General features: G+C 35.4%; 25 protein-coding genes. 6 read left to right on the forward strand and 19 right to left on the reverse strand.

Annotation, left to right across the window (positions count from 1 at the left end; translation table 11 throughout):
• Positions 1-285 precede the first annotated feature (285 nt).
• From BAU27_RS12000 to nagE, 9 genes are all read right to left on the reverse strand, one after another.
• On the reverse strand, positions 286-1830 hold the full coding sequence (locus BAU27_RS12000) for a glycosyltransferase (protein WP_071770988.1): 1545 nt from the start codon (positions 1828-1830) through the stop codon (positions 286-288).
• Positions 1823-2788: an NAD-dependent epimerase/dehydratase family protein gene (locus BAU27_RS12005; protein WP_071745385.1), complete on the reverse strand. Its 966-nt coding sequence runs from the start codon at positions 2786-2788 to the stop codon at positions 1823-1825. The genes BAU27_RS12000 and BAU27_RS12005 overlap by 8 nt, the downstream gene beginning before the upstream one ends.
• Positions 2785-4029 carry a nucleotide sugar dehydrogenase gene (locus BAU27_RS12010; protein ID WP_071745384.1) on the reverse strand — a complete coding sequence of 415 codons (1245 nt, stop codon included), beginning with the start codon at positions 4027-4029 and terminating at the stop codon, positions 2785-2787. The genes BAU27_RS12005 and BAU27_RS12010 overlap by 4 nt, the downstream gene beginning before the upstream one ends.
• Positions 4019-5629: a glycosyltransferase family 2 protein gene (locus BAU27_RS12015; RefSeq protein WP_071770989.1), complete on the reverse strand. Its 1611-nt coding sequence runs from the start codon at positions 5627-5629 to the stop codon at positions 4019-4021. The genes BAU27_RS12010 and BAU27_RS12015 overlap by 11 nt, the downstream gene beginning before the upstream one ends.
• On the reverse strand, positions 5580-5774 hold the full coding sequence (locus tag BAU27_RS12020; RefSeq protein WP_000899472.1) for an LSm family protein: 195 nt from the start codon (positions 5772-5774) through the stop codon (positions 5580-5582). Before BAU27_RS12020 ends, BAU27_RS12015 begins: the two co-directional genes overlap by 50 nt.
• 16 nt (positions 5775-5790) lie before the next feature.
• The gene (locus tag BAU27_RS12025) at positions 5791-6192 is read right to left on the reverse strand and encodes an LSm family protein (protein WP_071745382.1); all 402 of its coding nucleotides are present in this window, start codon (positions 6190-6192) and stop codon (positions 5791-5793) included.
• Positions 6193-6358: 166 nt separating this feature from the next.
• Positions 6359-7174, reverse strand: a complete 816-nt coding sequence (locus BAU27_RS12030; protein WP_071770990.1) for a sugar ABC transporter ATP-binding protein — start codon at positions 7172-7174, stop codon at positions 6359-6361.
• 135 nt (positions 7175-7309) lie between these two features.
• On the reverse strand, positions 7310-8560 hold the full coding sequence (locus BAU27_RS12035) for a serine hydrolase domain-containing protein (protein ID WP_071770991.1): 1251 nt from the start codon (positions 8558-8560) through the stop codon (positions 7310-7312).
• A gap of 264 nt (positions 8561-8824) precedes the next feature.
• Positions 8825-10318 (reverse strand): N-acetylglucosamine-specific PTS transporter subunit IIBC, encoded by a 1494-nt coding sequence (gene nagE, locus BAU27_RS12040; RefSeq protein WP_071745379.1) that lies wholly within the window; start codon positions 10316-10318, stop codon positions 8825-8827.
• Between the two features lie 323 nt (positions 10319-10641).
• Between nagE and glsA the strand changes: the two genes are divergently transcribed.
• Together glsA and BAU27_RS12050 are read left to right on the forward strand one after the other, a co-directional pair.
• Positions 10642-11571, forward strand: coding sequence for a glutaminase A (gene glsA / locus BAU27_RS12045; RefSeq protein ID WP_071745378.1), 930 nt, complete (start codon positions 10642-10644; stop codon positions 11569-11571).
• Positions 11572-11747: 176 nt separating this feature from the next.
• On the forward strand, positions 11748-12089 hold the full coding sequence (locus BAU27_RS12050; protein ID WP_000766602.1) for a DUF3969 family protein: 342 nt from the start codon (positions 11748-11750) through the stop codon (positions 12087-12089).
• A 159-nt stretch (positions 12090-12248) separates the two neighbouring features.
• Here BAU27_RS12050 and ytaF read toward each other — a convergent pair whose 3' ends face one another.
• Complete coding sequence (gene ytaF, locus BAU27_RS12055; RefSeq protein WP_071770992.1) at positions 12249-12860, reverse strand: sporulation membrane protein YtaF; 612 nt, start codon at positions 12858-12860, stop codon at positions 12249-12251.
• A gap of 129 nt (positions 12861-12989) precedes the next feature.
• On the opposite strand from ytaF, the gene BAU27_RS12060 reads away from it, so the two are divergent.
• The gene (locus tag BAU27_RS12060; protein ID WP_071770993.1) at positions 12990-13643 is read left to right on the forward strand and encodes a DUF1232 domain-containing protein; all 654 of its coding nucleotides are present in this window, start codon (positions 12990-12992) and stop codon (positions 13641-13643) included.
• A gap of 99 nt (positions 13644-13742) precedes the next feature.
• Here the strand turns inward: BAU27_RS12060 and BAU27_RS12065 are convergent, their stop codons facing one another.
• The 3 genes from BAU27_RS12065 to BAU27_RS12075 form a co-directional block, all read right to left on the reverse strand.
• A complete protein-coding gene (locus BAU27_RS12065; protein ID WP_071770994.1) occupies positions 13743-15017 on the reverse strand; it encodes an acetylornithine deacetylase in 1275 nt (424 codons plus the stop codon).
• Positions 15018-15125: 108 nt separating this feature from the next.
• A complete protein-coding gene (locus BAU27_RS12070; RefSeq protein WP_071770995.1) occupies positions 15126-16547 on the reverse strand; it encodes an amino acid permease in 1422 nt (473 codons plus the stop codon).
• A gap of 105 nt (positions 16548-16652) precedes the next feature.
• Entirely contained in the window at positions 16653-16907 is a 255-nt protein-coding gene (locus BAU27_RS12075; protein ID WP_071745373.1) for a biotin/lipoyl-containing protein, read from the reverse strand.
• 301 nt (positions 16908-17208) lie between these two features.
• On the opposite strand from BAU27_RS12075, the gene BAU27_RS12080 reads away from it, so the two are divergent.
• Both BAU27_RS12080 and BAU27_RS12085 read left to right on the forward strand, forming a co-directional pair.
• Positions 17209-18612: a sigma-54 interaction domain-containing protein gene (locus BAU27_RS12080; RefSeq protein WP_071770996.1), complete on the forward strand. Its 1404-nt coding sequence runs from the start codon at positions 17209-17211 to the stop codon at positions 18610-18612.
• Between the two features lie 80 nt (positions 18613-18692).
• Positions 18693-18896 carry a hypothetical protein gene (locus BAU27_RS12085; protein ID WP_071770997.1) on the forward strand — a complete coding sequence of 68 codons (204 nt, stop codon included), beginning with the start codon at positions 18693-18695 and terminating at the stop codon, positions 18894-18896.
• A gap of 51 nt (positions 18897-18947) precedes the next feature.
• Here the strand turns inward: BAU27_RS12085 and truA are convergent, their stop codons facing one another.
• The 6 genes from truA to BAU27_RS12115 all read right to left on the reverse strand — a co-directional run bounded on the left by truA (position 18948) and on the right by BAU27_RS12115 (position 24872).
• Positions 18948-19685 carry a tRNA pseudouridine(38-40) synthase TruA gene (truA, locus tag BAU27_RS12090; RefSeq protein ID WP_071770998.1) on the reverse strand — a complete coding sequence of 246 codons (738 nt, stop codon included), beginning with the start codon at positions 19683-19685 and terminating at the stop codon, positions 18948-18950.
• A 56-nt stretch (positions 19686-19741) separates the two neighbouring features.
• A complete protein-coding gene (gene rlmD / locus BAU27_RS12095; protein ID WP_000615190.1) occupies positions 19742-21121 on the reverse strand; it encodes a 23S rRNA (uracil(1939)-C(5))-methyltransferase RlmD in 1380 nt (459 codons plus the stop codon).
• Positions 21122-21131: 10 nt separating this feature from the next.
• Complete coding sequence (locus BAU27_RS12100; protein WP_071745369.1) at positions 21132-21995, reverse strand: DNA-3-methyladenine glycosylase family protein; 864 nt, start codon at positions 21993-21995, stop codon at positions 21132-21134.
• 59 nt (positions 21996-22054) lie between these two features.
• Positions 22055-22837 (reverse strand): delta-lactam-biosynthetic de-N-acetylase, encoded by a 783-nt coding sequence (pdaA, locus tag BAU27_RS12105; RefSeq protein ID WP_071770999.1) that lies wholly within the window; start codon positions 22835-22837, stop codon positions 22055-22057.
• Between the two features lie 125 nt (positions 22838-22962).
• Positions 22963-24483 (reverse strand): class I fumarate hydratase, encoded by a 1521-nt coding sequence (gene fumA, locus BAU27_RS12110; protein WP_083595978.1) that lies wholly within the window; start codon positions 24481-24483, stop codon positions 22963-22965.
• Positions 24484-24689: 206 nt separating this feature from the next.
• Positions 24690-24872, reverse strand: coding sequence for an SE1561 family protein (locus BAU27_RS12115; protein WP_000513558.1), 183 nt, complete (start codon positions 24870-24872; stop codon positions 24690-24692).
• 213 nt (positions 24873-25085) lie between these two features.
• Here BAU27_RS12115 and yfkAB point away from each other — a divergent pair, with 213 nt between their 5' ends.
• Positions 25086-26213 (forward strand): radical SAM/CxCxxxxC motif protein YfkAB, encoded by a 1128-nt coding sequence (gene yfkAB / locus BAU27_RS12120; RefSeq protein WP_071771001.1) that lies wholly within the window; start codon positions 25086-25088, stop codon positions 26211-26213.
• The last annotated feature ends 24 nt before the right edge of the window (positions 26214-26237 follow it).

The following is a 26237-nucleotide window of genomic DNA, read 5'->3' on the forward strand; positions in this document are numbered from 1 at the left end:
TACACACTTAGAATACTACTTTTTTTCGAAAGTGGACGAAATAGTTGTGACATGTTTGTGAAATGTTGAGCAAACTACTACATACATAGTGTTAACCTCATACAAAACTCTTTAGAATTAACCCTTTCTTTAATTGTATTTTTTTGGTATCCTTATATACGAGTCCTATTTTGTAATATAAAAACGATACCCATTGTAGAGCTGTAATACTCTTATCTCCTAATCTGTTATAGTTTTTATAACGGAACAAAAAAGTGTACATATGTTGTACACTTTTTTTGTTACCTATAAAACATCTCTTTTTCTATTTCCATCATAGAATCCACCACGACCGCCCTTTAATGCGATTAATTGCTCTACCCCTTCTATATGATCACCTATAATTCGCAAGACAGCTGGAGGATGACCTATTTTTGCAAAATGTTCACTAAGGCGAATACGGTTCATCTTATCGACCTCAACACGACTTACACATGCGATTTCGAATCCTGAAAGAATAGCTTTCACTTGCGCTACGCAAGGTGACAGTAAAGATCTATATCCAATTGATTTCAAACACGACCTGCTAAACGCATTAGGTACAGCAATAAGAGAGCCTACACCTAAATCTTTTCGATTACAAGCTACATTTAATGCATATTTAAATGCAGTTACAAAATGCAGTGGTACTCTCAAATCTAAATAATGATTTAAATCATTTAATGCGACATCTGTTCCATCTGCAATTGCTTTTGCAAAGGGATATAGCTCACTAGCAGGAATAACAAAATCGCCGTCTATAAATAACACAATTTCTCCTTTTGCAAAATAAGTTCCAAGCGAACGCCCCACATCGTTTCCAAGTGCTTCTTTATATACAATTGTTGTTGCTCCCTTGTCTTTTGCAATTGTTGCCGTTTTATCGGATGAACCATTTACAACAACGATGATTTCAAAAGGTTCAATTTTACGAAGCTCTTCTATAACGTTCCCAATTGTTTTCTCTTCATCTTGTACAGGAATAATTACCGATAATTGCTCTCCTTTATACAAATTAGATGTAACGCCCCATCCTTGAGAAAATCCTTCAAAATTTAAAGTATGATAGACACTCTCTCTTTTCCTATTCCCATCATAATATCCTCCGCGCTCATCGCTGCCTACTATCCGCTCTGCTACAGCTTCTATATGATCACCTATCATTCTTTTTTCAGATTGAGAAAGATCCGTGCCATATGCAACATGCTCGAGTGGACGAAATTTATTCGGCGTAATAACGTCAATTGCACAATGACGACTAATTTTCCATTTACTTTGTGCTAAGCGTAAATGAGCCACAATAGGATTAACAAAACATTCATATCCAATACTTTGAGCGACTTCTTTCGTCAACGCATGGGGTACAGATAATAAAGAATCAATTTTTAATTCTTCGCGCTCTAACATTGCATTTAATAGTTGGCGCCATACTGTAATAGAATGTGGTTTTTGATTCTTTAAAAATAATGCGTCCAAATTATTTAAAGCGATATCCGCCTGATCATGCAAAATCGGATTAAGGAATAATTGTAATTTTGAAGTTTGAATAGCAAAATCACCATCTACAAACAGTAATACATCACCTATCGCATGTTTCGCACCAACTGCACGTCCAACGTCGTTACCAAGTGACTCTTTATACTGGATTACTGTACATCCTAAGCTCTCAGCAATCGCTTCTGTGCCATCATTACAACCATTTGCTACTACAATAATCTCTACTGGATTTAGTGGTTTTACCGATTGAATCACATCTGAAATCGTATCCACTTCATTACATACAGGAATAATAACCGATAATGACTTAGCCATTGTTTTCTTCACGAAACCATTTAATAGTTTCTTTCAATCCCTGTTCCCACGTTACTGTCGCTTGAAATTGAACAAGTTCTCTTAATTTTGTTACGTCTGGTCTTCTATTTGGAATTTCCTCAAAACCATGTGGGTATACTTCTTCAAAAGGAACATGTACAATTTTCGAAGAAGAATTCGTTAGTTCTTTGATTACTTCTGCTACTTCTTTAATATTTTTTTCATTCTCAGAACCTATATTAATAATTTCACCATTTACATTCTCACCCATTGCGCGAATTGTTGCCTCGACCGCATCACTTACATACGTAAAGCAACGTGTCTGCTTTCCATCTCCATACACGAGAATATCATCACCTTGCAAAGCCGCACGAATAAATCGTGGTATTACTCCTGCATACGGACCATCTTTCGCTCTTGGACCATAAATATTAAAATAACGAACAATCGTTACAGGTAAACCTTCTAATGCGTATCCTAAACATAATGTCTCTTCTAACGTTTTACAAACTGCATAACTCCAGCGTATTTTAGAAGTTGCACCGTATAAACGATCTCCTTCTTCAAAGAATGGCGGCTCTCCCTTTCCATATACTTCAGAAGTAGATGCAAATACTACTTTCTTCTTCCCTTTTAACGCCGCTTGCAAAATGTTTCTCGTCCCATCAAAATTTGTTTCAATAAGCTCTACACTTTTTTCCATTGTCGTTTTAACACCTAATATTGCCGCTAAATGAAATACTACATCATGTTGATTTACTAATTCATAAATAGAACTTTTATCCAAAACACTTATTGGAATAACCCGAATTTCTTTCATTAATTCATCATGATATTTATTTTTCCCTTTATAGAAGTTATCCACAATCGTGACTTCATAACCTCTTTTCACCAATTCTTCAGCTAGATGCGACCCAATGAATCCTGCTCCACCTGTAATCAAACATTTCTTACTCATACACTCACCTTCTTTATAATTCCACGTGTATCTATTAATCGCTCAATGCCTTTAAATAGATTCCAATCGATATTAGAGTGATCCGTTACAATTAAAATACAATCCGCTTGTTTAATTCTTTGTTCATCTAATGGGACGGATTGATATAGTGTATCTCCAATTTTCGCTGTAGAAATATACGGATCATGATATTCTATCTTGTATCCTTCTTTTATTAATAATTGAATAATTGGCAACGCTGGTGATTCTCTCAAATCATTTACATCTTTCTTATATGCAATTCCTACAATTAAAATCGTTGCTGGTGATTGCACCACACCTTTTACTTTCCCGATTATTTTCTCTGGCATTTCTTCATTAATTACATGTGCTACCTCAATTAATTGACTAATTGCTCCAGCCTTTCTTATTCTCCATTGAAAATACAAAGGATCTACCGGGATACAATGTCCCCCTATTCCTGGTCCTGGCCAATACGGAGTAAATCCAAACGGTTTTGTAGATGCAGCTTCAAGCGCCTCATAAAAATTAATATTCAAACTTTCACAAAGTATATTTAACTCATTTACTAATGAAATATTAACTAAGCGCTGAATATTTTCAAATAGCTTACACATCTCGGCTACTTTCGGAGAGCTAACTGGAACGACTACATCAAATATAGTGCTATACAAATCCTGTACTTTTTGTTTACACTGCTCGGTTTGTCCACTAATAACTTTCGGAATTGTTTCGACTGAATACTGGCTATTCGCTGGATCAATTCGCTCTGGAGAATACCCAATATAATAATCTTCTCCTACCTTTTTACCTGTTTGAGAAATAATAGGAATGATAACTTCTTCCAGTGTACCTGGATATGTGGAGCTTTCAAAAATGAAGGTTTGTCCTTTTTGAAGGTGTTGTTGTATATAATAAGAGGCTGAAACGAGGGCACTTAAATCGGGTTCTTTATTCTCATTAATTGGCGTTGGCACAGTCACAATAACATACTCACTATTTTGGAACTCCGTAACACCTTTATCTGGTGTATTTACTATTAATTTTCTCTCGTTCAATAAATTTTGTAATACGTTAGAAGAAACATCAGGAATATAACTTTCTCCTTTGATTATTAATTCTATCTTCCTAGTATCTTTATCTAATCCAAGTACAGCATGTCCTCTTTCTGCAAAAAGGACAGCCAAAGGAAGGCCGACATATCCTAATCCAATAATAGTTACTTTACTACTAGCATCCATCTATATTTTCTTCTTCCTTTCTCAATTGTTGAATTATATCTCTATCCCGCTCTCCATCTGTAAATCCTCCGCGTTCGTCCGTATATTGTAATAAATACGCAATCGCCTCAAGCTGATCACCAAAAATACGGTCAAATGCTGGAATACGTCCATTTACAAACCCATGTTGCTCTGGGCGTACTCGATTTGTTTTTATAACATCTACAAATTCCACTGCTGTAATAGAACATTCTTCTAAAATAGCTTTCATTTGAGCTAATGGGGGAATGATAAGAGAATCATATCCAATTTTCTCTATTACCTTTTTACGCATAGCATGTGGTACTGCCGTTAACGAGTTGTTCCATAAGTCTGGTCGTTTTGCTACCAAATTCACGAAATATTTCCCCATACTAATTGGATCTGCCGGATGAAACATATCTAACAAACATTGTAAATCATTTAACGCCACATCATTCCCGTCTTCAATAGCATGCAAAAATGGAATTAGTTTTTTTGCCGGAATAGCAAAATCACCATCAACAAATAAACAAATATCTGCCGTAGCATGCATAGCCCCTATCGCTCGTGCTACATTATGTCCAAGCGCCTTCGTGAATTCAACTACAATGACATTCTCTAACTTTGCTTGTTTAATCGTCTCACCATCTGCTCCATTTGCAACAACTATAATTTCATCTACACCTGCTTTTTTCACTTCTTGTATAACAGATCTTATAGTCATTTTTTCTTCTGACACTGGTATAATCGCACTATATTTCGCCTGTTCCTTCTTTAATAAAACTGGTTTATACTTCCCTATAAACTCTCTATCCCTGTTTCCCTCCGAAAAACCGCCACGTTTACCATATGTTTCGATTACATATTGCAAAGCACGTAAATGATCACCCATAATACGACTAGTCGCTTTCGGATAAGGAGAACCTGGTGATGTACCAGTATGCACAGAACGAACTTTATTTGTGTGAATTACATCGACCGAAGCCATATCAACAATATCTACTCCTCTAGACATCGCCATCGCTTGAAATAATGCTGGATCTGCTAAATTCCACCATCCAAGCCTCTCGATAACTTCTCTACTCATCGCATGTGGAATTGCGATTAATGATCCGACAACAAGCTCTTTTTTATTCAAATAACGATTCAACATACATTTTCCAACTGTCGTATAATGTGGTCTCACCTTTAAATACACAGACCATGTTAAATTATTCACAACAATTTGATGCCCCCGCTGGATTCCTTTCACGAAACGTTGTAGCTCTATATTATCAATAACGATATCACCATCTAAAAATAATACGATGTCACCATTTGCTTCTCTAGCTCCAATTGCCCTTCCAACATCATTGCCAAGAGAATGTTTATAATAAATCACGCGGCAATGATGTTGGAAGGCTATTTCTTTTGTCTCATCTGTCGATCCATTATCTACTACGATAATTTCATAAGGCTCGAGCTTCCCCACTTCTACTAAGACTTGTGATAAAGTACTTGCTTCATTATGCACCGGAATAACAACTGATACTTTCATGCTTGCATCACTCTTACCCTTCCAAGCGAACATAAGAAATAATAGGAATACGTACAAGCACATCTTCCGGTGGTCCATAAGAAGGAGAAGTACGAACACTTACTGCCCCGTCCGTCACAGATAAAAGAATACCTGCAACGATTTCTACAGCTGTCACAACTTGCACTAACTCACCAACATGGTTACGCAATTCATCAGTAAATAACATATATAAGTCTCCTTTCTTACACTTCTTTAATTGATATAATACTTGTAAATGGTAATAAAACTTCAGTTCCTATTCCTTCTTGCAGCGTTAAGAAATCGTCACCAACTGCTACAATAACACCCGTTAACTGTCCAACTGTCACAGTAATTTCGACGTTTTTACCTAAATATTGCTTTGCAATTTCTTTAAATGGTGATGTATTACATTCTTTTAAAATGTTACAAATAATAGATTGGAATTGACTTGATTCTATAAAATCTTCCGTAGCTTGCTTAGAATTTCTTTGAATAAACCTTGCGAAGTTTTGCGAAAATAAAAGTCGTTCCACAGCAGGCAATAACTTATTATCTAAAAAATAATCTAATTGTCTATTAAACAATCTCGATAACTTTTTCCAATACTTACCGAACAGACACATACACTTCTCCTCCTATTATTTTTAAATTACAAAAATACATCCATACATCTTAATGTATACAAAACAAACTTTTTTGTGATAGGTAAGACATACATTTTTCAACGAAACAATATGTTCTAATCACACAAAAAAGATAGATGGTATCCCATCTATCTTTATATATATTTTAATTTTTAATTGTAACTATCGCAGAGACACTATAATAAACTGCTCGTGGTAATTCTGCCTGTTCACTTATAGAAGCTGTAACAAGTGAACCACCACTTGCCGAGAAATACTTAGCAGCTTCTAACGGAATACCATCTTCTTTCACATCAATATGCGTGCCATCTCGCCAGTCTATTTTCTGCATTGTTGCTGAAAGGTCTCCAGTCACTTTACCAAATTCTTTACCATTCACCCCTAAAAAGATCCATTCCCACTTTGTTAAACTTAGTACTTGTTTCAACTCTCCAATTTTCTTTCCATCTACATCAGAAAAAATATAGAAATTACGTACTCCCATCTTCTTTTGAACACGCAACAATCTTTCTCCCGAGTGATTATATAAATAAAATTGTTGCTTATGTAGTCCCTTAAAAAGAAAAGAAAGTACAGCTTGCCATACACGTTGAATAACAAAATCATACTCTTCTTTTAAAAAACCTACTGTATTTCCATCTAATCCAAAGTACGTTATTACTTGAAATACCCCTACCTCTTTGCGAACAACAAATTTTTGTTGCTCAAATAATTCAGAAGTCTCTATATTATAATTTTCCTGTTTAAGCATTTTTGATCTTCGTTTTTCCGTAAAGCTATATATTAATAATCCAAATGCTGGTAGTACAACACCTATTAATTTTAGATTTTCTTTCTCCGAAGTGAATAGCATCCCTTTGTTATATTCCATCACTAATACAATTGCGACGATAATCCATACAATGACAGATACAAAGAAAATTCGTTTCGCATTACGTGCGTGATGCTTATGTATACTCATATCCCTCCCCCTTTTCCATTTATCCCGCATTAACGGGCAGTAAGACCCCCACTAATTAAAGTTTCACTTTATTTCATTATCCCATTGCACATACACTTCCTCAATAAAAAAAGACTATCCAAAAGGGATAGTCTTTTACACTTCAATATTTCGTAACATCGTATAAATATCGTTATTCACTTTACCAAATGATTTAATGTTATTTTGAATGTTAGATAATAAAACAACATATACACTACCATTTTTACTAAAACCATTTAAGCAATTCCAACCTGGCATTACACCATGATTTGAATAGCTTCCTGGATCGACATACCAGCCAAATCCATAATCCTTTTTCACGGCTGTAAACATTTGATTATAACTCTCTTTTGAAATTAATTTTCCAGAAAAGAGTGCTTCATTAAATAAATATAAATCATGTGCGCTCGTATATATATCACCACAACCATATAGTTGTGACATGCTCGGAATATTAGGTGTTGTCATATTATTATTCACTATTTTATAACCCGTTGATGGGAATCTTGTTTGTTCCAACGCTGTACCAAAACCAGAATGTTTCATACCCGCAGTCGCAAAAATATGTTGTTTTATATATTCTTCGAGCGACTGTCCACTTACCTTCTCAGCAATGTAAGCAAGTATAGAGTAGTTCGAATCGGAATACTTCCATTTCTCTCCTGGACTCCCGATACGCTTTTGATTTCCTATCCGCTTTATCAGTTCTTCATGAGAAATATCCTCTTTTCCCTGCTCATATTCCGGAATGCCTGATGTATGTGTTAATAAATGTTTTAACTGAATGCTATTACCTTGAGGAAAGTCTGGAATATACTTTGCAACTGTATCCTCTACTTGTAACTTATTTTGATCTTTTAATTGCATAATAGCAGTCGCTACAAATGCCTTCGAAATAGAACCAATATAGAAAGTTGTTTCCGAATTATTCGGTACTTGCTTCTCTTTATTCGCCATACCATATCCTTTATTCAAAAGAACTTTCCCGTTCTTCACAATAACAGCTGTCCCGCTAAATCCTGCATTTTGTAAATATTGATCCAATTGAGCATTTTCATTAATTTCTTGAGGCGGCCCTTCAGCAGGTTTCTCTATAACTTGCACCTGCTTTATCTGTTCTTCCTGTTCTTTTTGTTTTCTTTGTTTTTCAGCTTCTTGTCTTTTCATTTCTTCTTGCTTTTTTATCTCTTCTTGCTTCTTCATTTCTGCTACTGCTTTTAAAGTTTCCTCTTTTTTATTATGCGCAACAATTTTTGTATACATGAAATATACAAGTGAACATAGTAGGACGAGAATGATTGTTCTTTTTATGTATACAAACGGACGACGTACTTTCCCACTAACAGTATTTTTTTCCTGATCCATGATTACCCTTTTCCCCTTATTTACCGATAATTTAATTCATCTACACAAGACTTTTTTCAAATCATTTCAGTAGATTATAGACACTCCATTCTATGTCATCCCTACTTTATCACGCGCTGAACATATTACCAACCTATATGTATAAAAAAGAAAAAGAAAATTTACAAAAGTAAGATTCCCTTTAAAATTTCAACATAATAAAAGAGGATATCCTGTAAAAGACTGGTGTTATCAATCTTTTTGGATATCCTCTTATCTAACTATTTATACGTGTTTTTTCATATCATCGGCAACAGATTCAACATTTGTACCTACGATAACTTGTACACTTGTGTTACTTAATTTCATAACACCTTTTGCACCAGCACGTTTTAATGCTGCTTCATTTACTTGACCAGCATCTTTCACTTGTAAGCGTAGACGTGTTGCACAGTTATCAATAACTGTTAAGTTTTCTTTTCCACCTAAAGCTGCTACGTAAGTTTCACCAATTGAACCTGCAACTGGTGCATCACCCTCTTCAGCTAACTCATCGTCATCTTCACGACCAGGAGTTTTTAAATCGAACTTCTTAATTAAGAAGTAGAATACTACGAAGTAAATTGCTGCGTAAATTAAACCGATTCCCGCTAGCAATACTGGTTTTGTTGCAATACCAAAGTTTAAAACGTAATCGATTGCACCGGCACTAAATGAGAAGCCATCGTGAATGCCAAGTGTTGTTGTAATGAATAAAGAAAGACCTGTTAATACTGCATGAATACCGTATAATACTGGTGATAAGAACATGAATGAGAATTCAATCGGTTCTGTAATACCAGTTAAGAATGAAGTTAATGCTAGACCACCTAGCATACCTGTAACCATTTTACGCTTCTCTGGTTTAGCAGCCGCAATCATTGCGAAACACGCTGCTGGTAAACCGAACATCATGATTGGGAAGAAACCAGTCATGAACATACCTGCTGATGGATCTTTTGCAAAGAAGCGTGCAATATCACCATGAACGATATCACCAGCTGCATTTGTAAAGTCACCAAGTACAAACCAGAAGTATGTGTTCATTACATGGTGTAAACCGATTGGGATTAATAAACGGTTTAATAATCCGAATAAACCAGCACCAACTGACCCTAAGTTCACGATGCCGTGTGCTACCGCATCAATACCACTTTGAATTGTTGGCCAAATTTGACCGAATACTAATCCTAAAAGAAGCATTACAATAGAAGTAATGATTGGTACGAAACGTTTCCCCGCAAAGAAACCTAACCATTCTGGTAATTTAATCTTATGGAATTTGTTATATAGTAATCCAGCAACAACCCCAGCAATAATACCACCAAGTATGGCCATATTTATTTTTGGCGTTAACGCCGCTGCTTTTGAAACTTTTGTCATTGTATCTGCTAATTTAGTTGGATCTACTGAACCTACTAAATCCTGAACACTTTTTAATTTATCATTCAGCTCCGCTGCTGAATATGCCTTACTTAGAGCGTTCGTTGTATTTTGTAAAACAAGATATCCGATTGCCCCAGCAAGTCCTGCTGCTCCACTACCATCAATAGACAAACCGATTGCAACACCAATTGCAAAAATAAGTGCTAAATTATCAAAAATTGCTGCACCGGCCTGTGCCATAACAGGAATATTAAATACGTCTTCTTGTCCTAAACGAAGCAATAATCCTGCTGCTGGTAGTACGGCGATTGGAAGCATTAACGCTTTACCAATACGTTGTAAAAACTGCAACATTTTAATTCCCCCTATCAAATTTATGAAATCGTTATCATTATAATTACGCTTTAGAAAACGCTTTCTATTACATAATCATAATAACATATAGTTGTATAGATGTGTAGTTTTTATTTTCGAACTTTTTATGGATAAGTTTTCTATTTCCAAACTGTTATATAAAAGGGAAATTCTCCTTGTTAGCTACACAATATACAGACAAAAAAACTTATTATAGCACAAATAACTTTCGTTTTATCATTCCACTTTTTCATGTTATTATTTATTTCTGAGCATATCGGGAAAAGTAAACTTAGTTAATTCGAAATAGGAGCGTTGGTACTATGCAGTGCATTGAAACAAACAACTTACAACAGTTGTTAGAACAAGTAAAACCATATACGAAAAAAGGAAAGCTTGCTACTTATATCCCCGAACTAGGAAATGCAAATCCAGATGATTTAGGGATTGCCATTTTCCATAAAGAAACAGAATATATCCATGCTGGCAACTCACAAACACTATTTACTCTTCAAAGTATTTCCAAAGTAATTACACTTGCACTTGCCCTTTTAGATCGTGGTGAAGAATATGTATTTTCTAAAGTTGGAATGGAGCCAACTGGTGATCCTTTTAATTCTATTATTAAGTTAGAAACGACAAGTCCTTCCAAACCTCTTAATCCAATGATTAATGCAGGTGCACTAGCTATTACAAGCATGTTGGCAGGAAAAAATAACGAAGAAAAAATGGAGCGTATTCTTCATTTTGCACGTGAAATAACAGATAATCCTACAATTAACTATTCTTCTAAAGTTGCCAATTCAGAATTAGAGACTGCTTACTTAAACCGTTCACTTTGTTACTATATGAAACAAAACGGCATTATAGATTGTGACATTGAAGAACTTATGGATTTATACACTCGTCAATGCGCAGTTGAAGTAAATTGTATCGATTTAGCACGTATTGGCTTAATTTTTGCAATGGATGGCTACGATCCATACAAGAAAAAACAAATTATCCCTAAACATATTACAAAAATTTGTAAAACATTTATGGTTACTTGCGGGATGTATAATGAATCTGGTGAATTTGCAATTCGCGTTGGAATCCCTGCAAAAAGTGGTGTAGCGGGCGGTATTTTCGGCTGCGTAAAAGGCGAAATGGGAATCGGCATTTTCGGACCCGCTTTAGATGCAAACGGAAATAGTATCGCTGGTTTTAAAATTCTTGAATTACTTTCTGCCCAAGAAGGCTGGAGCATATTTTAATTTCGGAAGTTATCCTGCTATACTAGCAGGATTTTTTATTTCACGAAAAATTTAGTTTCACCAATCATTAATAACAAAATAAAAACAATAATGAAAGTTTCGCTTTATTATGCATATTTGCTCCCCCCTCCTGAATAATATAGTACAACCTAACGCTATATGTGGAGGTGTAAAAGATGAAACTGATATTTCAAATGGAAAAACAACCTGTTCTTGAAAAAACAATTCTTCTTTTTATATTGAGTATTGTAGAAAGCTTGAAGTTAAAAGTTGTTTCACTCGATGAAGCTCACCGATACATATTCAATCTAGAGGTGCTTGAATTATTAATGGATCGGAACATCGATGATCAAGTACTAGAGCTTATTCATTTCGGAATGGGACTTGAAGACATTCATCATGTGCTTCCTGAAGAACTTGAGCATACTATCGAAGAATTAAAGTGGCTTTGCATCCAAGTATTAAGTGAGTACAGTATGCATGAAGAATCGGAACAATTAATTGAAGATATACGTTAAAAAAGCACCTATGTAGGTGCTTTTAATGTTTATTAACAAATATTTATACATAATGCACTTTTATACGATATCTACTTTATATTTAAAGAAGAAAATATCCGATGTCGATATATGCGATTCATTCGAGTATTTCCGAGGAAATGCTCGAACATTGTATTTTTATAATAACTGATCTATCCCTATAAGAATTAATAACACGCCTGCAATAACTGTAGCCCATTTCCCTAAGTATTCAGCTAAAAATCGTTTTCCTACATACGCAAAACCACTAATACAAATAAAACTAAACACCCCAGAAATACATGCTGTAAGCCAAAGATTTAAATTTGTTACTCCAGCATCAAATCCACCTGCAATATTATTTATAGATAATGCAACTCCTAAAACAATTGCTTCAGAAAAACCAATTGTTTTAGAACCATCAAAATCTGCTTTTTCTGGATCACGCAAAATCCCCATAAGTACACTACCATCCTTAGATTCTACGGTTTCTTTTTGACTCAAGAAAGGCTGACATAAAATAAATACCCCAATTATTCCTAAAACAATTGCTCCAATAAGGTTTGCTGTAAACTCCGAAATATATAATGCAATCCAATTCCCAAAAAATCCAGCTAGTAAAGTAAATGAAAATCCAAAAAATGCGATGATAAAATTGTTAAACCACGAAATTCGAATTTTACGAATGCCATACGCAATCCCAACACCTGCATTATCTAAATTGGACGCAATTCCAATTAAAAGAATTGAAAATAAACTTGCCGTACTCATAGTACAGTCACCCCTTTTCTCATATTTCCATGTATATTATGAAAATGTTGAGCAACTGTGCCTGTCTGTTTCATATACTTGTAATAAATGCTCAACATTTTTTCAACAATAAAAAGGAGTGCCTTCACTATGCCTAAAGAAAACCCAAACGATCGACTTGGTACATTAATAAAAAAACTTTTAAAAGAACGTGCCTTATCAATGCGACAGCTAGGAATACTTACAAATATCGATCCTGCTACAATCTCAAGAATTATGAATGGCAAACAACCGCCAAAACAAAAACATCTACAAAAATTTGCTGAGTGTCTTCAAGTTCCACCTCAATTGTTATTTGATGCGATGTATCCTGATTCTCCTCACATAAATAAAGAAAAGACGGATATGTACACATCTCTTGATACAATTCAGCAAACTCTGCAATCCTCTAACTTATTTGATTTCGACTACACAACAACGCGCGTAAAACAAGAACTTGAAAACTATGAACGCTATGCTCAAACAACAGAAGGTGAAAAACGTATTCACGAAAGTTTCGCAAGTAAATTAGAACAAATTGATAGCGCTGGTCCTTTTATTGAACAATTAACAGATATGTATCAACAATTTTGCAATGAGACTATTTCAAACGAAGAACGTGCGGTTCTCGGAGGCGCATTATTGTATTTCATTTTATCAACAGATATTATCCCCGATTATCTCTTTCCAATTGGTTATTTAGATGATGCGATTGCTGTTGAATTAGCAAAAGAGAAATTAATCGAATTAAAACGAAAGACATAGAAAAATAAAGAGCTATTTCAGTTGTTTCTATTCAACTCTGAAATGGTTCACTAAAAAATCGTACAAGTATACATACCTGTACGATTTCAACATACTCATCTATTTTTTCGTATGACACCATTCATATATAAACGCTGTTATTACTTTTGTAAATTCAATTAACTGCTCAACTTCAACTTTCTCATTTATTGAATGAGCTTCTTCTAATGTACCTGGTCCGTAAATTACAGCTGGAATGTTAAACTCACTAAACCATCCGCCATCAGTTACTGTAGCAGACATATCTAAAGTTGCGACTTTCTGTAATATATATTCATGTGCAGAACTTAGTTTCTGAATAGCCAGATGACTACTATCTACTTCTAAAGAGGGAAAAATTTCACCTCGATCAACAATCATTGATTCTCCGCCCCACTTAAATTGTAGTGGGTTCTCGCTTAACCATGGATCTGCTGCTGCCACTTTTCCTAAATACTCTTCTATTTCTTCTATTATTTGTTCATGCGTTTCATTTGGATAAAAGTGTACTGTTATCCATAACCGGCACTCATCCGCAATAAATGCTGCATGACGCCCCCCTTCAATGACAGCAGGATTAATTGTTGTCGCCCCTGATGGATATCCTTCATACGTTTTCATTACTGCCCAATGACGCTCTAACTCCTGTAAGCTTTGAACAATTTTCATCATTTTCTCAATAGCACTCGCTCCAAATAAACGTCCTCCAGCATGAATCATCTGTCTACGTGTTGCATCATGAAACGTTTGTGGGCTTTTCACTGTAATCCATCCAGTAATTACGCCGCCCTGCCCTTGCATATGTAAATTACTTGTATCAACTACTACTGCAAAATCAGCATCATATCCACGCTTACAACATTGAAGTGTTCCGGCTTCTCCCACTTCTTCTCCAATTACCGATTGAAACATTAGGTCACCTGGCAATTCAATTCCCGCTTCTTCTAAAAGCTGAATTGCAAATAAGGCTCCAGCTAGTCCACCTTTCATATCTGCCGCGCCTCTCCCAACTAACCAACCATCTTTTGTAAACGGCTCAAACGGATTTGTTTCCCACGCCTCATCTACTGATACTTCAGCTACATCCATATGGCCATTAATAATAAGACTTTTATATAACTCACTTTCCGTCCCTTTTTTTACCCCAACAACATTCGGATCATTTGGATATACATCCCATTTATCAATACTAAAATGTCGTTTTTTTAGAAACTCTGCAACAAATTCTTGCGCCTCATTTGTATTTCTCGCTGGCGGTGCTGGTGTTTCAAAACAAATTAAAGTTTTTGTAAGTTCTAGTAGCTCCTCTTTTCGTAAATCAATCTGTTCTAATAGCTGTGAAACTTCTTGATTCATTGCTAATTCCCCTTTGCCTACGTAGTATGTTTCCAGCTTTATTTTCACAAAAAAAGAGACTGTTTACAATTCTACAGTCTCTAAATTAAGCACAAGTTTCGAATATATTTATAAACTTTCTACTTCTGTCGTATTTACTTTTTCAGTATGTTCTATTTTGCTATCCTTATTTCTTGTCGCACGATAAAACAGTAAACAAACAATCATAAATGGAATACCACAATACAATGCCATTCTTTGTTCCGGAATAAAAGCCATGCCAACAATTACTGTTAAATTTAAGACTAACGCGAGAAGTGGCACAAATGGATACAGCGGTGTTTTAAATTTCAAATCTTTAATATCCCCACCCTGCTTTACGTATGTCCTTCTAGCCAATAGATTAGATAGGGCAATAGATGCCCAAACTAATATCGCTCCGAACCCTGCAATGGAAAGAAGCCACAAATAAACTGTATCTTCCGCATAGATACCTGATAATAATGAGAGGCACCCTACAATCGTGCTTACAATCAATGCATAGATAGGAACACCGTTTTTAGATAACTTACCAAAAATCGGGCTAATCATTCCTTGATTAGACATCGACCATAGCATACGGGAAGTTGCATATAATCCTGAATTCGCAACTGATAGTACCGCTGTAATAATAACAAAATTTATAATATCAGCCGCATAAGGAATACCAATTTTATCAAATACAACTACGAATGGACTTTCTATCACGCCTGCTTGCTGCCACGGAAATAGTCCCGCAAGAATAAAAATAGATAGTACAAAGAAAACAAGTATGCGCCAAACTGTATTATTAATTGCCTTCGGGATCGTTTTCTCTGGATTTTCACTCTCACCAGCTGCGATACCAACTAGTTCTGTTCCTTGGAAGGAAAAATTAACTGCAATCATCGTAATTAAAATTGCTGATAATCCATTTGGGAACAGTCCACCATAATCAGTAAAGCTAGAAAACATCGGTGCTGGCTCATTTCCTTTCATATCTAGAAAACCAAACATTGCTGCCCCGCCTAAAATGATAAATGCAATAATTGTAATTACTTTAATACTTGCAAACCAGAATTCAACCTCCGCAAAACTTCTTGAAGATAACGCATTAATAACAAAGAGCAATACGGCAAACACTACGCACCAAATCCATGATGATACATCTGGAAACCAACGTTTCATTAATATACTAACTGCAATTAATTCAATGCCTATCGTAGCCGTCCAGTTTAGCCACGACATCCATCCCACTACATAACCCGCTGCAGGTGAAATATGTTTTGTAGCATATGTTTGATACGATCCTGCATCAGGCATCGCAACCGCTAACTCTCCAAGACAGAGCATCGTTAAATACATAACAAATCCACCGACAAGATACGCTATAATTGCTCCTCCAGGTCCAGCTTCATGAATTGTATAACTGGATCCTAAAAAAAGCCCAGTACCAATAACCCCTCCGAGTGCAATCATAAATATGTGCCGACTTTTCAATTCCCTTTTTAATCCTTGGCTTTGATCCATCATATAAATCCCCCCTTTTCACTTTGCAAACCCATTTAATGTAAGCGCTTTTAAAATTCTTCATAGTAAAAATAATTATTTAAAAGAGCAAAATACATATTACTTCTATTAATCGCTACCCGTTATTAAAAGGTCATCCCTCACTGTTATTAATAGTTTTTGATCAGCGATAGCTTCTCCCTCTACCACTTCTAATGATTCGATATAACCACTGATTCCCACTTTGATTTCCACTTGCTGCTTATCTTTTGTTTCAATTAACGCTAATTTCTCCCACTCATATACGTAAGAACTTTCAGTAACAAATAATTTCTCTACTTTCCCGTAACAAGGACTATACACGCCTTCTATAACCGTCTTCACTTAATAAATTCCTCCTCTTAATTAATTTGCACTGAAATGTCGCATACCCTATGAAAAGTTCTAATTCCCCCACTCCTTCAATTTAAAGATTTCCATTATTATTTATGCAAGATACGTACCAACCTCAATATCTATATAAAAATTAAGATTTCGTACAAAAAAATCTACATAACTGCAAAATTTTTCTATCGTTTGAAAAGTTTTAAAAGAAAATAGCAAAAAAATTTTGCGGTTTTATGAGAATTTTAATAAAATTATAAAAAGTCAGTCTTCATAGGGTGAAACGAGGAGAAGATAATACATGCATACAGAAGAAATCAATTTTAAAAAGATTATTGAAATGAATATGCTATATGAAAATTTACTCAATGAACTAGATATTGGGATTCATATTATTAATGAGGAAAGTAAAACGATTATCTATAACCGTAAAATGATGGAAATTGAATCAATGGACCGCTTAGATGTGCTATATAAAAGTCCTTTAGAGGTATTTGCATTTGAAGAAAATAAAAATAGTACTCTTATAGAGGCATTAAAATTTGGGAAAACAAAAAAAAATATAAAACAAACGTATTTTAACAATAAAGGGCAAGAAATTACGACGATTAACGATACTTTCCCTATAATAGAAAATGGAAAAATTAAAGGTGCTATTGAAATTTCCAAAGAGGTAAGCCATTTAAAACAAACAATGAAAACGAATCTTTCTCGAAAACAAAATACTAAGTTTACCTTTGATCACATAATTGGTGATTCTAAAGCGATTCAATCGGTCATTGCAGAAGCAAAAAGGGTAATACGTACACCATCCTCCATACTTATCATCGGGGAAACGGGGACTGGTAAAGAGTTATTTGCGCAAAGCATCCATAATGAAAGCCAGCGTTCAACAAAACCATTTATTTCACAAAACTGCGCCGCTATACCAGAAACATTAATGGAAAGTCTACTATTTGGTACGAATCGAGGTGCTTTTACAGGAGCAATAGATAAACCTGGTTTATTTGAAGAAGCAAACGGCGGAACTTTGCTATTAGATGAAATCAACTCGTTAAGCCCCGCACTTCAAGCTAAGTTACTCCGGGCTATACAAGAAAAAACAATACGAAGAATCGGAGGCACACAAGAAAAAGAAATTGATGTTCGTATTATAGCAACTATTAATGAAGACCCTCTTGAAGCTATTGCACATAATCGGTTAAGAGAAGATTTATATTACCGATTAAGCGTCGTTACTTTATGTCTTCCACCTTTACGGGAACGAAAAGAAGATATTGCATATCTTGTTCAGCACTTTATCGAAAAGTACAATATTCAATTCGGGCTCGGCGTAACCGATGTAGATGTACATGTAAGAGAATTCTTTTATGCATACGATTGGCCCGGAAACGTACGAGAATTTGAACATATAATTGAAGGTTCAATGAACTTAATAGAAGATGAAAATATCATTACAGCGTTTCATATACCAACTCGCTTTCGCGAACGAATAAAAAAAGAATTCAATATGCAACCTTCACTAACTAATTACAATGCTGATACACCTAAAACTTTAAAGCAAACAATAGAAGAAATGGAAAAGAACTACATCCATCAAATTCTTAAAGAAAATAAAGGAAATATCTCACAAGCCGCAAAATTTTTAGGATTGAGTAGACAAAACTTACAATATCGAATTAAAAAATTGCATTTACACATATGAAATGAACCTTTCTCTATGTGTAAAAAAATGGAAAAATATATTATAATAAACATATACCACGCTAGAAAGGGGCTATATATATGAGTAATGATAAAAAATTAAAGTTATTACACTACTTATACCTTCTCCCTGCCGTTCTATGTATGATGTTATTCATTAATGGTGATATGAGTAGCTTCCCTTATGCAAAGCTACTAGGAACAATTAGCGGCTCCTTTGCGGCTATTATGCTTGCTTCTTTTTGGAATTTGAAGTTGCGTATGAAGAGAGAGAAATCTTCTTAATTTCAGAGTGCAAAAAAATCGAGCCTTATCAGCTCGATTTTTTACTTATTATTAAAATTCAACATTCTCCAAATACAAACCGCTCGCCTCAGCAAGGCAATTAATTTGATTACGCTGTTTTTCCTCTAAAATGTTTGGAATTGCTTCAGCATCTAATTGTCCTAATCCAACTTCAATTAATGCCCCAACAATTTTTCGCACCATGTTATGAAGGAATCCATTACCACTTACTCTAATTTGTACAAATCCTGCCTCTTCCATCACATCAAGTGTATACACTTCACGAACCATAGACTTTTTCTTAGACTTTGCATTTGAAAAAGCAGTAAAGTCATGTGAACCAACTAAATGTTTCGCAGCTTCTTTCATGCTTTCCACATTTAATTTTTTATTCACGTGCATGCTGTGTTTACGCATAAATGGGTTCGTATGCTCTTCATTCCAAATTTTATATAGATATGTTTTCGCCTTAGAATTGTAACGAGCATGAAAACGATCTGATACTTCTTCTACACTCGTAATACTAATATCATTTGTTAAGTATTGATTTAAATACTTTTTCACTTTATGTTCCACTAACTTTTCATCACTTTTAAAATTAGCTACTTGATTCAAAGCATGTACACCAGCGTCTGTTCTACTACAGCCGATAATTTCAATTTCTTTCCCGACCATTTCAGATATTACACTTTCGATTTTTCCTTGAATCGTATTATCATTATTACCGAGACGTTGCCACCCTTTATAACGCGTACCGTCATACTGAATCGTTAATTTATAATTGTGCATAGTATTCTCCTTCATAGAAAATATTCCCTCATACCATGAGGGAATATTAATAAACTTTACTTTCTAACAAGCTTCACTACATTTTCTACATGAGCAGTATGTGGGAACATATCAACTGGTTGTACATATTCCACTTCATAACTCTGCATTAATGCATTTACATCACGTGCTAGCGATGACGGGTTACAAGACACGTAAACAACTTGTTTCGGTTTCACTTTTAAAATTGTTTCCAGTAATTTATCATCGCAACCTGTACGTGGTGGATCGACAACAATTACATCTGGACGCCATCCTTCTTTTACCCACTTTGGTAACCATTGTTCCGCTTTACCAGCTTCATACTTTGTATTTGTGAATCCGTGGCGTTTTGCATTTTTCTTTGCATCTTCAATCGCTTCTGGAATTACATCCATACCACGTACTTCTGCTGCATCATTCGCAAGCCAAAGACCAATTGTACCAACACCACAATACGCATCTACAATTTTCTCATTTCCTGTTAAAGCAGCTGCTTTTTTCGCTTCATCATATAAAACAACCGTTTGCTCTGGATTCAATTGGAAGAATGCACGTGCTGATAATTCAAATGATAAATCACCAAGTGTTTCTTGAATTACTTCTTTTCCAGCTAATTTAAACGTTTTGTCGCCAAAAATAACAGATGTTTTACGCCAGTTTACGTTTTGCATAATTGATTTAACCGCTGGCATCTGTTTTTGTACTTCTGCGATAAATTGTTCTTTATTTGGCAATTCTTCTTTTGTTGTAATAAGTGTGACTTGTACTTCCCCTGTTTGAACTGCAGTACGTGTCACAATTGTACGTACTAAACCTTTTTGTTTTTTCTCATTGTAAATAGAAACATTTAACTTTTCTAATATACGTCTTACAACTTTTGTCGCTTCATTCGTTGCCTTATGTTGAATCATACAATGAGAAATATCAATTAACTGATGTGAGTTTTGTTTATATAGCCCTGTAATAACCTTTTCATCTTTGCGTCCCACTTGTAATTGACTTTTATTACGATAATGCCATGGATTTTCCATGCCAAGCGTTGGACGAATTTTCTCTTCTAGACTGTTATTCATATACTTCTCGAATGCTTGTACAACGATATCACGCTTTTGATTTAATTGTTCTTTATAATCTAAATGTTGCAATTGACAGCCACCACATTCCTCATATACTGAGCACGGTGCTTTCACACGATGTGGTGATGATTTACGAACTTTTTTCACTTTTGCTTCAGCGAAGCCACGCTGAATTTTCGTTGCTTCAGCAACAACTTCTTCTCCTGGTAATGCCCCTGGAATGAAAACAACTTGTCTCTTAAAATAACCAACGCCTTCTCCGTTAATCCCAAGACGTTTAATTGTCACAGGAAACGTTTGACCAACTTCCAACTTACTCTCATGTTGCTTTTGTATCATTATTACACCTCTACTCTATACTTTTCCATAAATATAACGCTGCATAACTGCAGTATGGTTCACACTCTTGTTTCACTTTTTCTAAAAATGCATCATCAGGTTTATCATCTAATTGAAATACACCTTGCACTGCGCGCTGAATTCCAATGTCTGCTTTTGGAAACATATTTTTTCGTCCAAGCCCAAACATTAAAAAGTTTTGCACTGTCCATGCTCCAATACCCCTTATTGGTAACAATTGTGCCGATATTTCTTCTTCTGTTTCATTTTCTATCCTTGCTAAATCTAATTTACCGCCTACGATATGCTTTGCTAATCCTACCATATATTCAGCTTTTCGCTGACTAAACTTCTGCTCCCTCAATTCCTCTATTGGAATATTCGCTACTCTTTCTGGTGTTGGGAAAAATAAAACGCCATTTTTTTCTGTCCCATATCGTTTTACAAATTGCTCTGTTAGCACAGTAGCAAATTTCAAATTTATTTGTTGATGAATAATACAGCGAAGAAGACAAGCGAAATAATCGAATTCTAAAATAATTGGAGTATAAGCATATGTTTCAAATAGTGGACGTAATGATGTGTTTAAAAAATGATTTTGTATATTTTGAAACGGTTCATTCCAGTGAAAAATGGATCTCATTCGTTTCATTACTTTCTCTTGATCTCCTGCCTGACTAGAGATCCAAAACTGTGGATTTTGAACAGTACCAATCCCTTGCAAACGAACAACAATCTGTTCTTCGTCTATAAACATCGGGACATAAATTACTTTCTCGTCTAATTGAATGACGTTTAACGGGTCGAAAGATAAACGCTTTAGCACTTCCCCAAAATGGTACGGATATTCTAACGTAACATGTTCGCTCCACATACGTTTCCCCATCCTTTTTACACATCATTATAGCATGAGAAAACCGCAAGCATACATGCTTACGGTTGATTGCTGTTTACTAAATCATCTAGGCTTTTAAAATGATACCCTTTCTCGCGCAAATCATCAATGATTTTCGCAAGTGCTTCCGCATTATCTTTTGATATCGCATGAAGTAATAAAACAGATCCTGGATGAATCATAGTCATTACATTATTATGAGCGTATTGCCAACCTCTTTGCTGATCTACTTTCCAATCAAGAAATGCAAGCGACCAAAACACATTATAGTATCCCATTTCTTTCGTAAGAGCTAGCGTTCGTTCACTAAACACACCTCGCGGAGGACGTACATATTTCACTTCTTTTTGTCCTGTCACTTTTTTAATTTCTTCCGTTACACTTGTTAATTCTTCACGAAGCTTTGCATCGTTTACTGTTGTAAAATCAGGGTGACTCCAAGAATGATTACCAATAATATGTCCTTCATTTTTCATTCTTAATAATAAATCTTTTTGTGTTTTTATATAGTGCCCCGTCACAAAGAAAGTTGCTGGTACTTTTTTCTCCTTCAGTACATCTAAAATCTTTCCTGTATATCCATTTTCGTATCCATTATCGAATGTTAAATAAATGTCTTTTTTCTTCGTATTTCCTAAGTAAAACCCACCATTTTTTTGTAGTAATTCTGTATATAATTTCCCTGCATCTGGCACCGTTTCATTTTTAGGACGTGGGATTCCCCAGTTATGTGGTGTATTCGTATAAGCAAATGTTGAAACTGGAACAAGTGCCATCATAATTGAAAAAATGAGACCTATATATAACCATTTATATTTCATAAATAGTCTCCTTTCCATATATAATCGTACCTGTAGTTTCTGTTTCCCTGCTTTCTTTCATGCTGAACATGTTTTTCTATATATACCAAAAAATGTACCTCGAATCATTCGAGGTACATTTTTACTTACTTAAATACAGGCTCTTTAAAGCTAGCTAGTTTTTCAAGTGAAGTTTTATCAACATCAGCATGTAAGCTGTTACCATGAGAGTCCATCGTTACAACTGCTTTAAAACCTTCAATGCGTAAATGCCACATTGCTTCTGGAATTCCAAATTGTAAGAAATCAACATCTTTCACTTCTTTAATACATTCAGCATAATATTGCGCCGCACCGCCAATTGCGTTTAAATACACGCCGCCGTGTTCTTCTAATGCTGCTAATGTTTTTGCACCCATGCCGCCTTTACCAATTACAGCACGAATACCGAATTTCTTCATAATATCCCCTTGGTATGGCTCTTCACGAATACTTGTCGTTGGTCCTGCTGCTTTAATTTGCCAATTGTCATTCTCGTCTTTCACTACAACTGGACCACAGTGATAAATAACTTGTCCATTTAAGTCTACTGGACAATCGTTATCCATTAAATGTTTATGGATTGCGTCACGGCCTGTATACATCATGCCATTAATTGTTACAACATCACCAACGCGAAGTTCACGAATTTGCTCTTCTGTAATTGGTGCTTGCAATACAATTTCACGTTGCTCTGTTTTTTCTTGTACTTCTTGCTGAAGTGTATCGTCACCTTCTTGATATAGCCAATCCATAATTTCTCCTGTTTCAGGATGGATTTTTACACCAAGGCGGCGATATGCCCAGCAATTATACGCAACAGATACATAGAAGCTAGCTGGCAGGCGATTATATACGCCAATTTTACAACCAAGTAAAGTTGTTTCTCCGCCGAATCCCATCGTACCAATGCCAAGCTTATTCGCATTTTCTAGTACGTACTCTTCAAGTTTTTGTAACTCTGGTACTGGATTGATGTCATCTAATGTACGGAATAATTGATTTTTTGCTAATTCGTAACCTGATGTGCGGTCTCCCCCGATACCAACACCAATTACACCTGCACTACATCCTTGGCCTTGTGCTTGATATACCGCATGAAGAAGGCATTTACGAATTCCTTCTAAATCACGGCCTGCACGTCCAAGCCCTTCTAATTCACACGGTAAGCTATATTGAATATTTTTATTCTCACATCCGCCGCCCTTTAAAATTAAACGTGCATCAATGTAATCTTTTTCCCATTGCTCAAACTTAATAACTGGTGTTCCCGGTCCTAAATTATTTCCACTATTATCCCCAAAAAGAGAATCAACAGAGTTAGGACGAAGTTTACCATCTTTTGTCGCCCGCTCAAGCGCACTATAGATAGCTTCCTTCAGTTTTAATTGATTCACACCAATTGGCGTATAAATTTTAAACGTTGGCATCCCTGTATCTTGGCAAATTGGCGAGATATTATCATCTGCCATTTTAATGTTATTTGTAATTGTGCCAAGTGCCATCGCTGAACGAGTCCCTGCGTTTTCTCGCTCTTTCGCTTGTTGAATCGCACGACGAACATCTTTCGGTAAGTTCGTTGACGTTTCAACAACTAGTTGATACATGCTTTCTTGAAGCTTTTCCATTGTTACTTCCCCCTCAATTGTGAACGCTACCAAAACGTTATGAGATGAAAATTCCATTGTTATGCTCTTCAGCTTTTTATTTATTTCACGCTATTAAAGTATAAATGAAATTTTTCACAACTTGATTATACCTTTTTTTCTATATTCCTTCTATTATCCGTACAGAAAAAGGCTACCAATTTTGTATTGGCAGCCTTTTTAATATATTATTCGTCTTTTTTAAATTGCTCACATTTTAATTCTAATTCATCTAACATCGCAAGAAGACGATCTACATCTTCTAACTCTACTTCTTCAGGTTCAATTGTATCAATTACTTCAATGAACATATTTAAACGCTCTTTTAAATATACTAATTGTGTATCTTTATCTTGAATTGCTTTTCCCATGAAGGCACTCTCCTTTTAATTCGAGTTACTTTTATTATACCGCAAAAATGATTGCTATGGGCATGTAATTTCATCGATTTTGTAACAGTAATTCATTCTAATGTAAGCCCTCTCTCTTTTTCCACAAAAAAGTTTCACTTTATAAAAAGCACATATTCTTCTATTATAGAGAATGGACAAATTGTTATTTCAATAGTCAAAGGAGTATTTCATATGACGATATCACAAATAATGAAGCCGATTACTCCTTCTTACGATCCATGGGAAGCGTATATGGACCTTGAAGAGTACGGCAAACTACTATTAACAAACGTTGAGTTTACAACGACGACGTTATGCAATATGCGTTGCGAGCATTGCGCTGTTGGTTACACATTACAGCCGAAAGATCCAAATCCGCTTCCGATGGAGCTTTTATTAAAACGATTAGATGAGATTCCTCATTTACGTTCTTTAAGTATTACAGGCGGAGAACCTATGCTTTCCAAAAAATCCGTCGACAATTATGTAACACCACTCTTAAAATATGCCCATGAACGAGGCGTTCGCACTCAAATCAACTCAAACTTAACTATAGATTTAGCACGTTACGAACAAATTATTCCCTACTTAGATGTATTGCACATTTCACATAACTGGGGAACAATTGATGACTTCGTTGAAGGCGGATTTGCAATGATGGAGCGTAAACCTACCTATGAACAACGCGCAAAATTATTCGAAAGAATGATTACAAATAGTAAAGCTCTATCAAATGCAGGTGTACTCGTATCAGCAGAAACAATGTTGAACAAAAGAACCCTACCACATATGGAACATATTCATCGTCAAATTGTCGAAGAAATGGGATGTAAGCGTCATGAGGTTCATCCGATGTATCCGAGTGACTTCGCGAGCAATTTAGAAATTTTAACGAAAGCTGAAATTCGTGATGCAATTGAGCATTTACTAGAAATTCGCGATGAAAATGTATGGATGTTATTTGGGACTCTACCTTTCTACGCTTGTAGCGATGACGAGCGAGACGTCGCCACATTTAAGAAATTACAAGAGAGCAAAAATGTCACAGTTCGTAATGATCCAGATGGCCGTTCTCGTTTAAATGTAAATATTTTCGATGGAAATATTATTGTGACGGACTTTGGTGATGTTCCACTTCTAGGAAACATACAAACAAATACGTTACAAGAAGCGTATGAAAAATGGAGCGCTTCAAAAACAGCAAAATCATTAAGCTGTCACTGTCCTGCTGTAAAATGCCTTGGACCGAATGTTCTTGTAAAAAACAGCTACTATCCGACAGAAGATTTCTTATCAAAAACAGCAAATATTACATTATAAATAAAAACGTCAGCTTATAAGCTG

This window comes from Bacillus sp. NH11B (genome assembly GCF_001884205.1).
Taxonomy (GTDB): Bacteria; Bacillota; Bacilli; order Bacillales; family Bacillaceae_G; genus Bacillus_A; species Bacillus_A proteolyticus.

Excerpts from the sequence above, each read along its gene's own strand:
- BAU27_RS12000 (WP_071770988.1), bottom strand. The coding sequence starts at position 1,830 with ATGGCTAAGTCATTATCGGTTATTATTCCTGTATGTAATGAAGTGGAT.
- BAU27_RS12005 (WP_071745385.1), bottom strand. The coding sequence starts at position 2,788 with ATGAGTAAGAAATGTTTGATTACAGGTGGAGCAGGATTCATTGGGTCG.
- BAU27_RS12010 (WP_071745384.1), bottom strand. The coding sequence starts at position 4,029 with ATGGATGCTAGTAGTAAAGTAACTATTATTGGATTAGGATATGTCGGC.
- BAU27_RS12015 (WP_071770989.1), bottom strand. The coding sequence starts at position 5,629 with ATGTGCTTGTACGTATTCCTATTATTTCTTATGTTCGCTTGGAAGGGT.
- BAU27_RS12020 (WP_000899472.1), bottom strand. The coding sequence starts at position 5,774 with ATGTTATTTACTGATGAATTGCGTAACCATGTTGGTGAGTTAGTGCAA.
- BAU27_RS12025 (WP_071745382.1), bottom strand. The coding sequence starts at position 6,192 with ATGTGTCTGTTCGGTAAGTATTGGAAAAAGTTATCGAGATTGTTTAAT.
- BAU27_RS12030 (WP_071770990.1), bottom strand. The coding sequence starts at position 7,174 with ATGAGTATACATAAGCATCACGCACGTAATGCGAAACGAATTTTCTTT.
- BAU27_RS12035 (WP_071770991.1), bottom strand. The coding sequence starts at position 8,560 with ATGGATCAGGAAAAAAATACTGTTAGTGGGAAAGTACGTCGTCCGTTT.
- nagE (WP_071745379.1), bottom strand. The coding sequence starts at position 10,318 with ATGTTGCAGTTTTTACAACGTATTGGTAAAGCGTTAATGCTTCCAATC.
- glsA (WP_071745378.1), top strand. The coding sequence starts at position 10,642 with ATGCAGTGCATTGAAACAAACAACTTACAACAGTTGTTAGAACAAGTA.
- BAU27_RS12050 (WP_000766602.1), top strand. The coding sequence starts at position 11,748 with ATGAAACTGATATTTCAAATGGAAAAACAACCTGTTCTTGAAAAAACA.
- ytaF (WP_071770992.1), bottom strand. The coding sequence starts at position 12,860 with ATGAGTACGGCAAGTTTATTTTCAATTCTTTTAATTGGAATTGCGTCC.
- BAU27_RS12060 (WP_071770993.1), top strand. The coding sequence starts at position 12,990 with ATGCCTAAAGAAAACCCAAACGATCGACTTGGTACATTAATAAAAAAA.
- BAU27_RS12065 (WP_071770994.1), bottom strand. The coding sequence starts at position 15,017 with ATGAATCAAGAAGTTTCACAGCTATTAGAACAGATTGATTTACGAAAA.
- BAU27_RS12070 (WP_071770995.1), bottom strand. The coding sequence starts at position 16,547 with ATGATGGATCAAAGCCAAGGATTAAAAAGGGAATTGAAAAGTCGGCAC.
- BAU27_RS12080 (WP_071770996.1), top strand. The coding sequence starts at position 17,209 with ATGCATACAGAAGAAATCAATTTTAAAAAGATTATTGAAATGAATATG.
- BAU27_RS12085 (WP_071770997.1), top strand. The coding sequence starts at position 18,693 with ATGAGTAATGATAAAAAATTAAAGTTATTACACTACTTATACCTTCTC.
- truA (WP_071770998.1), bottom strand. The coding sequence starts at position 19,685 with ATGCACAATTATAAATTAACGATTCAGTATGACGGTACGCGTTATAAA.
- rlmD (WP_000615190.1), bottom strand. The coding sequence starts at position 21,121 with ATGATACAAAAGCAACATGAGAGTAAGTTGGAAGTTGGTCAAACGTTT.
- BAU27_RS12100 (WP_071745369.1), bottom strand. The coding sequence starts at position 21,995 with ATGTGGAGCGAACATGTTACGTTAGAATATCCGTACCATTTTGGGGAA.
- pdaA (WP_071770999.1), bottom strand. The coding sequence starts at position 22,837 with ATGAAATATAAATGGTTATATATAGGTCTCATTTTTTCAATTATGATG.
- fumA (WP_083595978.1), bottom strand. The coding sequence starts at position 24,483 with ATGGAAAAGCTTCAAGAAAGCATGTATCAACTAGTTGTTGAAACGTCA.
- BAU27_RS12115 (WP_000513558.1), bottom strand. The coding sequence starts at position 24,872 with ATGGGAAAAGCAATTCAAGATAAAGATACACAATTAGTATATTTAAAA.
- yfkAB (WP_071771001.1), top strand. The coding sequence starts at position 25,086 with ATGACGATATCACAAATAATGAAGCCGATTACTCCTTCTTACGATCCA.